8 protein-coding genes are annotated in these 7,286 nt (G+C 75.3%); 5 read left to right on the plus strand and 3 right to left on the minus strand.

From position 1 onward, the window contains the following. Nucleotides 1–50: 50 nt before the first annotated feature. The 3 genes from KDL01_RS37390 to KDL01_RS37400 form a co-directional block, all read right to left on the minus strand. On the minus strand, nt 51–200 hold the full coding sequence (locus tag KDL01_RS37390) for a hypothetical protein (protein WP_212533451.1): 150 nt from the start codon (nt 198–200) through the stop codon (nt 51–53). A gap of 62 nt (nt 201–262) precedes the next feature. Continuing rightward, entirely contained in the window at nt 263–412 is a 150-nt protein-coding gene (locus KDL01_RS37395; RefSeq protein ID WP_212533452.1) for a hypothetical protein, read from the minus strand. 43 nt (nt 413–455) lie between these two features. After that, complete coding sequence (locus KDL01_RS37400; protein ID WP_212533453.1) at nt 456–608, minus strand: hypothetical protein; 153 nt, start codon at nt 606–608, stop codon at nt 456–458. Between the two features lie 349 nt (nt 609–957). Here KDL01_RS37400 and KDL01_RS37405 point away from each other — a divergent pair, with 349 nt between their 5' ends. The 5 genes from KDL01_RS37405 to KDL01_RS37425 all read left to right on the plus strand — a co-directional run bounded on the left by KDL01_RS37405 (nt 958) and on the right by KDL01_RS37425 (nt 7,213). Further along, nucleotides 958–2,028: a radical SAM protein gene (locus tag KDL01_RS37405; RefSeq protein ID WP_212533454.1), complete on the plus strand. Its 1,071-nt coding sequence runs from the start codon at nt 958–960 to the stop codon at nt 2,026–2,028. Between the two features lie 5 nt (nt 2,029–2,033). After that, on the plus strand, nt 2,034–2,741 hold the full coding sequence (locus tag KDL01_RS37410) for an iron-containing redox enzyme family protein (protein ID WP_212533455.1): 708 nt from the start codon (nt 2,034–2,036) through the stop codon (nt 2,739–2,741). Next, nucleotides 2,738–2,938 carry an aroma-sacti cluster domain-containing protein gene (locus KDL01_RS37415; protein WP_212533456.1) on the plus strand — a complete coding sequence of 67 codons (201 nt, stop codon included), beginning with the start codon at nt 2,738–2,740 and terminating at the stop codon, nt 2,936–2,938. Before KDL01_RS37410 ends, KDL01_RS37415 begins: the two co-directional genes overlap by 4 nt. A gap of 85 nt (nt 2,939–3,023) precedes the next feature. After that, entirely contained in the window at nt 3,024–6,185 is a 3,162-nt protein-coding gene (locus tag KDL01_RS37420; RefSeq protein ID WP_212533457.1) for an adenylate/guanylate cyclase domain-containing protein, read from the plus strand. 134 nt (nt 6,186–6,319) lie between these two features. Beyond that, nucleotides 6,320–7,213 (plus strand): S8 family peptidase, encoded by an 894-nt coding sequence (locus KDL01_RS37425; protein WP_438802014.1) that lies wholly within the window; start codon nt 6,320–6,322, stop codon nt 7,211–7,213. The last annotated feature ends 73 nt before the right edge of the window (nt 7,214–7,286 follow it).

Raw genomic sequence — 7,286 nt, forward strand, 5'->3', positions numbered from 1 at the left:
CTCCTGATGGGTGGGTGTGCGGGGAAGGGGAAGGCGGGTCCGGCTCAGGCCTAGTCGACCTGGCAGGCGGCGACGCTCGAGGTGCTGACGACGACCGAGTGGGCCGCGACGTCGTCCTCCTCGATCTCCTGCAGCGGCAGGACGTCGTCCGCGGCCTCGTCGGCAGCGGGCTGCTCGGCGGGCTCGATGTCCTTGCTCATCGCGGCCTCCTGGCTGGGTGTGCGGGGACGGCGGGTTCCGGTTCGGTCCGGCTCAGGCCGGCTCAGGCCGTGGTGATCTCACAGGCCGCGACGGACGAGGTGCTCATGGAGTGCGCCGAAACGTCGTCCTCCTCGATCTCCTGCAGCGGCAGGACCTCGTCCGCGGCCTGGTCGGCAGCGGGCTGCTCGGCGGGCTCGTTCTCGTTGCCCATCGCGGCCTCCTCGCGTTCGTCGCCGGGTGGGGGAGACCCGGGATCAGGCGCAGGCGGCGAGGCTGACGGTGCTGCCCGCCTCGCTGACGGCCGAGTGGGCCTCGACGTCCGACTCCTCGGTCTCCTGCAGCGGCAGGACCTGCTCCGCGCCCTCTTCGGCCTCGGGCTGCTCGGTGGGCTCGATGTCCTTGCTCATGAGGGACCTCCTGGTTGGTCTCGAGTGTGGTCTCGAGCGTCGGGCGGGGTGCCGCCCTCGACGCTGACGTCTCCGACGCTAAGGCCGGGCGCCGTCGCAGCGGTTCGCCGCCGGTAAGAGGGCGGTATCAGCGCGGGCCGCGGGCCCTCGGCCTGCGCCGCGCCGCCGCCGCGGGGCCCGCGCACGCTCCGCCGGCCCCTCGACGCCCTCCGCGAACCCGGGTGTGAGCTGCCGTTTTACCGCTGCCGAACCGGTGCCTAAGCGGACCGCAAGCAGACCCACGCACACTGATCGCAACGGGCCGCTCGACCGCGTCCGGCGGACGCCCACAGCCTCGCAGGGAGGGCCGATGGAACTCGACGAACTCGTGTCGCTGCGGCCCGTTCCCGGCGCGGGCCTGCTCGTCACGGTCACCAACCGCTGCCCGCTCGGCTGCGCGCACTGCTCCGCCTCCTCCACCCCCACGGGTCAGGAGCCTGATGCCGCTGCGCTGACCGGCTTCGTCGGGTCCTTCCAGGCCGGCCACGCGCCGCGGGTGATGATGCTGACCGGCGGGGAACCGTTGCTGCGGCCCGGACTGGTGGTCGAGCTGGCCCGGCGCGCGCAGGCCGCGGGCACCCGCACCGCGGTGCTCACCGGCGCGTTCTTCGCCGTGCGCGAGGGCCTGGCCGACCCGATCCGGGACGTGATCGACGCCGTGGACCACTTCTCCGTGAGCATCGACGCCTTCCACGAACGCGAGGTGCCAAGGGCGAGCGCGTTCCGCCTGCTCCACCGCGTCCTCGAGCGCGGGACGGCCGCGAGCATCCACGCGATCGGAGCCACATCCGAGGACGGATACCTGGACGAACTCGCGCACGACGTGCACCGTGCGTTCGACGGCGCGGTGCCGATCCTCGCGAGCACGCTGCGTCCGGTGGGACGCGCCGCCCTGTGGGTCTCGGCGGAACCGGCCACCACCCGCCCGCGCACGCTGCCCTGCGCCATGGCGGCCTGGCCGGTCGTCGCGCCCGACGGCACCGTGCTCGCCTGCTGCAACCAGATCGTGGTCGACCGCCGCCCCGTGCCCGCGCACCTGCGGCTCGGACACATCGCGCAGGACGGCTGGGAACGGATCGAGGCCGCCGCGCTGGCCTCGCCGATGCTCCGGCTGATCCGCACGACAGGACCCGAATACCTCGCCCGGCTGACCGCACCCCGCGAGAGCGCGGACCTCCCGCTCGGCCACTGCGTCTCCTGCCGCGCGCTCGACCCGGCGAAGCTGGCCGGGCACGACGCCGTGCGCCTGGCCGCGGGCCCGGCCGGGCGGCTGCTCGACCTCGAGTCCGCGCGGCGGCAGGTCGAGGCCGGGGCCGAGGACTTCCTGCGCCGGCACGCCTCGGGCCGGCACGCCGCGCTCGTGCACGCGAGGGCGCGGTGACCACCATGGCCCACGCGACCGCGCGCCGCGCCGCGCCGTCGGCCTCCACGCTGCTGCGCGCCCGGCTCGACCTGGCCCGGCCCGCCCTCGACGCCGTCACCGCACGGCTGTGGCAGACCGACGGACTGGCCGAGCGCTACCGCGTCTACCTCGAGGTCATGTACGACGTGACCCGCTCCTCCGTGCCGCTGATGCTCCGGGCCGCGGCGCTGTGCGCGCATGCGCCGGACGGGGATCCGGTGGCCGTGCCGCTGCGCCGCTACCTCGAGGCGCACGCCCGGGAGGAATCAGGGCACGACGACTGGCTGCGCGAGGACCTCGAGCTGCTCGGCGCCGCCCCCGACCGCGAAGCCCCGCCCCCGGCGGTGGTGGCCCGGCTGGTCGGCCCGCAGTACTACTGGCTGGAGCACTACCACCCCGTGACAGTGCTCGGATATATCGCCGTGATGGAGGCCACCGCCCCCCGCTCCGGCGTCCCCGGCCGGATCGCCGCCTGCGCCGAGGTGCCCGACGCGGCCCTGCGCACGCTGCGCGAGCACGTCGAACTGGACGCCGGGCACACCGACGCGGTCCTGCGGCTGCTCGACGCGCTCCCCCTGTCCGACGGCCAGGCCCGCGCCGTCGCCCTCAGCGGCCTGCACACCGCCCACGGTCTGATCGCCCTCTACGAGCACATCCTCCGGACCGCCCACGTATGGAAGGACACGCGATGACCCAGGGCCGCCGCACCGAGACGCAGCTGATCGCCGCCGGATTCGACCTGAGCCTGCTCTCCGACGAGCAGCGCGAGGTCCTGCTCGAGCTCACCGAGGAGGAGTTCGAGCTGCTGGCCGACATCAAGAGCCGGATGGACGAGGCCGCGCCGGAGGTCCAGGCGCACGGCGAACTGGCCGGCGCCACCCTGTTCTGAGCCGGTCAGGGTTCTGTACCACGCGAACCAGGGCTCTGCGCCGTTCGGCGCCGGAGCGGCCACGGACGGGAAGGAGGAGTGACCGATGAACTGCGTGTCCTGCGAAGCCGCGATGCCCTCGGGCGCCCGGTTCTGCCCGTCCTGCGGCGCCCCGGCGCCGAGCGCCGCCGCCCCGGCCGCCCGCAAGCTGGTGACCGTCCTGTTCTGCGACCTGGTCGGCTCGACCGAACTGGCCGAGGGGCTCGACCCGGAGACACTGCGTGGCGCGACCCTGCGTTACTTCACCGCGATGCGCGCCCAGATCGACCGGCACGGCGGGACGGTGGAGAAATTCATCGGCGACGCCGTGATGGCCGTGTTCGGCGTGCCGGTGATGCACGAGGACGACGCGCAGCGCGCCGCCTCGGCCGCACTCGGCATGCTCGAGGCGCTGGCCGAGCTCAACAGCCGGCTCGAGCCCACCCTCGGAGTGCGGCTGCGGGTGCGCATCGGCGTGAACACCGGCCCGGCCGTGGCCGGCTCCGACTACTCCGCCGGGCAGGCGCTGGTCTCCGGCGACACGGTGAACGTCGCCGCCCGGCTGGAGCAGAACGCCGCCCCCGGCGAGATCCTCGTCGGCGCGCTCACCCGGGCCGCGCTGGGCACGGCGATGGAGGTGGAGAGCGCCGGACCGTTGCGGCTGAAGGGAAAACAGGAGCCGGTCGAGGCCTACCGCCTGCTCGGCTTCGCCCGCGACCGCGACGCGCTGGCCGAGCCGGAGACCCGCGAAACCCTGCCGTTCGTCGGCCGCGAGACCGAACTCGCCCACCTGCGCTCGGATCTCGACGAGGTCCGCGGCGGGCTCGGGCCGCGTGCCGTCACGGTGCTGGGCGAGGCCGGCATCGGCAAGTCCCGGCTGCTGCGCGCCTGGCTGGAGCAGGCCGGACGGCCGCTCGCGGTGGGCCTCGGCCGCTGCCGGTCCTATGGCGAGCAGGGCTCGCTCGCGCCGCTCGCCGACGCCCTGCGCCGGGTCCTCGAAGGCCCGGGCGCGGCAGCCGCACACGGTCTCGAGGCCCTGGCAGTGCTCGAAGCCGGACTGCTCAAGGACGGCACGCCCGGCGCGTCGCCCGAGGCCACCCGGGCCGCGGTGGGCGAGGTGCTGCACGCCGTCTCGCGGGAGGCGCCGGTGGTCCTCGCGTTCGAGGACTGCCAGTGGGCCAGCGACCCGCTGCTCGACCTGCTCGACCAGGGGCTCCCGTCCGTGCTGCGCGGGGCCGCGGTGCTGACGGTCTGCCTGGCCCGCCACGACCTGTTCGACCGCAGGCCCGGCTGGTCCGGCGGCCACCGGCTGCTCGTCGTGCCCGCACTCACCCGCGCGGACTGCGGAACACTGCTCGACCTGCTCGCCGACCGCGGCGTCGAACCGCGGCGCGACCGGGCCGCGCTGCTCGAGGCCGCCGGCGGCAACCCGTTCCATCTCGAGCAGCTGCTGGCCGCCGCGCAGGAGGCCGACGACGAGACGCAGCTGCCGCCGAACCTGCAGGCCCTGCTGGGCGCCCGGATCGACGCGTTGGCCGGCGAGGAGCGCGAGGCGCTCGACCTCGCCGCGATCCTCGGCCGGGAGTTCGAGGTCGAATACCTGGCCGCGCTGGCGGGCGAACCCGGCACCGCCGCCGACTCCGGCGCCGTGCTGCCCGCACTCACCCGGCTCGGCCGCAGGCGCCTGGTGGAACTCGCCGACCCCGGCCCGCGCCGCAACGACTCCTTCCGGTTCAGCAGCGGCCTGGTCCACGAGGCGACGTATCAGGCCATGGCGAAGCGCACCAGGGCGCAGCGGCACGAGCGGGCCGCCCGGGTGCTCGCGACGTACCCGGAGGCGGAGTGGACAGCGGCGGTCGGCGGCCACCTGGAACAGGCCTACCGCTACCGCGCCGAACTCGGCGTGACCGAGGACGCGGACGAGGTGCTGCGCGCCGACGCGGCCCGCGCCCTGGCCGCGGCCGGCGCCCGCGCCCTGCTGCGCTGCGACCTGGCCTGGGCCGCCGACCTGCTCGAGCGCGCCCTGAAACTGTTCGCCGAGGGCGAGCCCGGCCGGGACGCGACGGCCCGTCAGCTCGGCGAGGCCCGGATCGCGCTCGGCCGGCCCGAAGAGGGCTGGGCGCTGCTGCGACCGGTGCTCACCTCCGCCGACCGGCTGCAGGCGACCCACGCCGAACTGGTGCTCGCGGCGACCGGCCCGCAGGCCGCGGTGGACGCGGCGGCCACGGCCGCCCGCGCGGCCCTGCCGGTGTTCGAGGCCGCGAACGACGGGCTCGGCCTCGCCCGCGCCCGGATCCGCATCGCCCAGGAACAGCAGTTGCTCGGGCAGCACGCGCAGGCCGGGAACCTGCTGCTGGAAGCCCTCGCCGACGCGGCCCGGGCAGCGGTGGAACCCGAGCGCGCGCTGGCCCTCGGCGCGGTCGGCATGTCGCTGTGGCGCGGCCCGGAACCGGTCGGCCCGGCCCTCGCGCGCTGCCAGGCCCTGCTGGCCGAACACGGCGGTCCGCGCCCGGCCGCCCGGCTGACCCTCAGCTGCCCCACCGCCGTGCTGCTCGCCCTCGACGACCGGTTCGAGGCGGCCCGCGCCACTCTGACGAAGGCCCAGGCCCTCGCCGCGTCCCTCGGCTTCGCCGAGGGGGAGATTGTGCTGCCGATGTTCGCGGCGGCGGTCGAGGGCGCGGCGCACGAACCCGAGCGGGCGCTGGAGCTGCTCGACCAGGCCCGCGCGGCGGCCCGGCGGCTCGGGGCCGGCGGCCAGGTCGGCCTGATCGACCGCGAGGCGGCCCGGCTGCTGCTCGACGCCGGCCGGGTCGAGCAGGCGGCCGAGCTGATCGGCCTCCCGGACGGCTCGCCCGACGGCGGTGACAGGCTCCTGCGATCCGACGCGGTGGACCTGGACGGCCTGCACGCCCGGCTGGCCGCGGCCGCCGGCGACGCGGACACGGCCCGCGCGCTGGCCGGGCGCGCGGTGCGGGCCGCCGCGTCCACCGACTCGCCGGTGCTCGCGGCCGTCGCCGCCACCGACGAGGCCGAGGTCCTGGCCCGGCTCGGCGAGCGCGCCAAGGCCGAGGCCTCGATCGCCCGCGCCCGCGCCTGCTACGAGGCCAAGGGCCACCGGCCCGGCATCCGCTCCGTGGACCGGTTCCACGCGCGGCTCGAGGACTTCGAGGACTTCACCTTCACCGCGGACGCGGCCGAGCCGCGCCCGGCGAGAGGAGCGAGACGGTGAGCATGGCGGAACCGCGGCCCGCGCCGACCGATGCGGCGCCTCCCGCCGCGCCGTCGACCTCAGCCCACGCGGCCACGGCGGCGCCCCCGGCCCCGCCCGCGCCGGCCGCAGCGGGTTCGACCACTGCGACGCCCGTGGCGGGCGGCCCGGCAACCACCCGCGCCGCGGCGCTGAGCCCGGCCCCGCAGCTGACCTGGCGTCTGCTCGAGCGCGGCCACGGCCAGATCCCCATCTCCGCCGAGGAGCTCAGCCGCGCCGCAGACCCGGCGTTCAGCGGCGCGCGCGGGCGCGGCGTGCGGGTGTGCATCGTGGACTCCGGTGTCGAGGGCGAGCACCCGCTGGTCGGCGAGATCAAGGGCTCCTGGGCCGTGGTGAAGGAGGGGACCGAGCTCGCCGTGCGCCCGGTCGAGCACCACGACGCCTGCGGCCACGGCACGGCCTGCGCCAGCGTGGTGCGCCGGGTCGCGCCCGAGTGCGAGATCTACAGTGTCAAGGTACTGGGAGAGCGGTTCTCCGGCACCGGCGCGATGCTGCTGGCCGGCCTGCGCTGGGCCGTGGAGCAGGGCTTCGACGTGATCAACATGAGCCTGTCCACCACCCGCACCCGATACGCCGACGAGCTGCGCGCGCTGACCGACCAGGCCTTCTTCCAGCGCAGCGTGATCGTCGCCTCGGCGCACAACACCCCGGTCGAATCCTTCCCGTGGCGCTTCTCCTCGGTGATCTCCGTCGGCAGCCACGGCGAGGACGACGCCGACCTGCACCTGTACAACCCGAACCCGCCGGTGGAGTTCTTCGCCAAGGGCAACAACGTCCAGGTCGGCTGGCTCGGCGGTTCCACCCTGCGGACCACGGGCAACAGCTTCGCCACCCCCTACATCGCCGGGCTGTGCGCGCGCATCCTGTCCAAGTACCCGAAGATGACCGTCTTCCAGGTCAAGGGCGCGCTCTACCTCGCAGCCGCCAACGTGCACGTCGACCACGTGCGCGGAACCCACGTCGTAGAAACCGGAGGTGCCCCGTCATGAGCGCAGCACACTTCAACGATGAACCAGCCGAGCAGGGTCCCGCCGACGACGCGGCCGGGGCGGGGGACGGGGA

The sequence above is a fragment of the Actinospica durhamensis genome (assembly GCF_018139695.1).
Taxonomy (GTDB): Bacteria; Actinomycetota; Actinomycetes; order Streptomycetales; family Catenulisporaceae; genus Actinospica; species Actinospica durhamensis.